Here is a 2485-nt window from a genome sequence, read left to right on the forward strand (position 1 = left end):
CTCTAGCTGATCAGTTTTGGATGCAGTTCCCAGGTTGAGCCCGGGGCTTTCACACCCAACTTAATCAGCCGCCTACGCACGCTTTACGCCCAGTAATTCCGATTAACGCTTGCACCCTCCGTATTACCGCGGCTGCTGGCACGGAGTTAGCCGGTGCTTCTTCTGCGAGTAACGTCACAGCTGCACGGTATTAACGTACAACCTTTCCTCCTCGCTGAAAGTGCTTTACAACCCTAGAGCCTTCTTCACACACGCGGCATGGCTGCATCAGGCTTTCGCCCATTGTGCAATATTCCCCACTGCTGCCTCCCGTAGGAGTCTGGGCCGTGTCTCAGTCCCAGTGTGGCTGATCATCCTCTCAGATCAGCTACGGATCGTTGCCTTGGTAGGCCATTACCCCACCAACAAGCTAATCCGACGCAGGCTCATCCGATAGCGCAAGGTCCGAAGATCCCCTGCTTTCCCCCTTAGGGCGTATGCGGTATTAATCCGGATTTCTCCGGGCTATCCCCCACTATTGGGCAGATTCCTACGTGTTACGCACCCGTCCGCCGCTCGTCAGCAACTAGCAAGCTAGTTCTGTTACCGCTCGACTTGCATGTGTTAGGCCTGCCGCCAGCGTTCAATCTGAGCCATGATCAAACTCTTCAGTTTAAATCGTTTTGCTTCATGCCCGAGGGCAATCCGCTGCTCAATCTTTTGCAATTAAACGTACATGAATTTACAGGTATGTTCGCTTGCTTGATCAGCATTTAAATCATTTCAAAAGCCGAAGCTTTTGTTGACCGATGCCATTCACACAAGCGCCCACACGAATTGTCTGATATGTTTTTAAAGAACATTGATTAGAACCGGAAGGTTTTAATCGGCTGAATCAGCGGTTGGCGCCGATCAGCGAGATCGCTCATCTTACCGTGGCGCCGTTCGTTGTCAAGCGATCATTTTTCGTGGTGAAAAATGAAGCTTTTCAACTCGCTGTGACCGCATCCGTTTAACTCAGTAAGCGTTGCGTTTCTGTCTCAGCGGCGCTGCATTCTACGCGCTTCGATCCGATTGTCAATCACCGTTTGTTTCGATGTTTGAAATGGTTCGCTGCGTGGCTCGTTAAGAGCGATGCCCCGATCAGTGGAGGCGTAGTATACGGAGGATTCAGGTTTGATCAATAGAGAATTGTAACTTCAGGTATTAATACCTAAGTTTATATTTTAACTTTTTTTGGTTGTTCATTTTGTAGTCACTTTATTATGTTGCACCTTGAAACCCGAAAGCTTAACTGTCCAAATTGCGGTGAAGTTATTGAACTTGTCATCGACTGCTCAATCCCCAACCAGGAATATGTAGAAGACTGCCAGGTCTGCTGCCGACCCATTCTTATATCCGTGACAGTTGATTTAGATAATGATGTTTTAATTGAGGCAACGAGGCTGGAGGATTAATTATTGTCCAACTTTATTCTACAGAAACATTCTTCTTCAGGTATGAGCTGTAACTTTGTTAGATACTCTTCATAGCCTTTTGAATCATAGTTCGGAGAGTAATAATTCATAAATCCATGAAGGTATTCAACCTGTATACCATCTGTATTTCTCTTCCTGAGCAATGATGGGATCAGCTCCGAAACATCAAAATGTTTTTCTGCTTCAGGAAAGATCAGTTTAACAGGGAACCGAGGAGTGACCTCTTGAGCATTACGGATCTGAGAACCGTAAAAAGCCAAAGCGCCGGTAATACTTTTGAGCAAGGCATTATCAGAAATCGACCAGATAGCTGACGCACCAACACTAAAGCCTAATAAAGTCAGTGGTTCCGATATTTCTCTTACCTGGTTAATCAATATATTCTTGTATTCTTTCAACCCCACATGACTGACAAAGTACTCATAGGCATCAGCTTCATCTGAGAAGTTCATATGTTTGCCATTATAGGGATCAATAATTTGAACCTGGCCAGGTAACTGATCTGCCATGTTTTCTAAAGCGTCAGTTCTGCCAAATATGTCGGATACGATGAAACGTTGCATATCTTTTCTGATTTTTGTGTTTTGGTGAATGATATACCGTTTAGGGCTGGAAAGCTGGAAAGGCTCTTTCCTGTTGGTGATGAGGTTTGTCTAGTCTGTGTTTCTAAATTCAAGATTGAATTGTTTTAAGAGGTCAGTCGAGTTTCGACTGTTAATGCCAAGATGCTGATCCTCAAAAATAGATCAATCTTATTTGCTAGAGGGCCTCGCAAGCGAGGCCTATCGTTTGATGAAACACGTCCTGTGTTTCACCCTGCGGGCGCACTAAAGTGCGTCCAAATTCGTTCCAGACGAATTTGTCACTTCCGAGCTCGGGTCCGAACTCGGCAATAAACGACGTATCGCTGATTTACGGTGGAGATGTCTCTCTATGGAGGGTATTCCGTTGCCCTGCAACGGATAAAGAAAAACCCCAGTCGATTGCTCGACTGGGGTTTTGCTTTATTCAATGCCTGGCGATGACCT

General features: G+C 45.7%; 2 protein-coding genes and 1 rRNA gene. 1 reads left to right on the forward strand and 2 read right to left on the reverse strand.

Translation table 11 applies throughout. From position 1 onward, the window contains the following. Nucleotides 1-654, reverse strand: a 16S ribosomal RNA gene (locus WG89_RS01995); the annotation flags it as partial. Nucleotides 655-1244: 590 nt separating this feature from the next. Between WG89_RS01995 and WG89_RS29150 the strand changes: the two genes are divergently transcribed. Further along, nucleotides 1245-1436, forward strand: coding sequence for a CPXCG motif-containing cysteine-rich protein (locus WG89_RS29150; RefSeq protein ID WP_079253608.1), 192 nt, complete (start codon nucleotides 1245-1247; stop codon nucleotides 1434-1436). On the opposite strand, the gene WG89_RS02000 is transcribed toward WG89_RS29150, so the two are convergent. Then, nucleotides 1433-2020: an alpha/beta hydrolase family protein gene (locus tag WG89_RS02000; RefSeq protein ID WP_062260634.1), complete on the reverse strand. Its 588-nt coding sequence runs from the start codon at nucleotides 2018-2020 to the stop codon at nucleotides 1433-1435. The two genes, WG89_RS29150 and WG89_RS02000, sit on opposite strands and share 4 nt — an antisense overlap. Nucleotides 2021-2485: the final 465 nt, after the last annotated feature.

Source organism: Endozoicomonas arenosclerae (genome assembly GCF_001562015.1).
Classification (GTDB): Bacteria; Pseudomonadota; Gammaproteobacteria; order Pseudomonadales; family Endozoicomonadaceae; genus Endozoicomonas_A; species Endozoicomonas_A arenosclerae.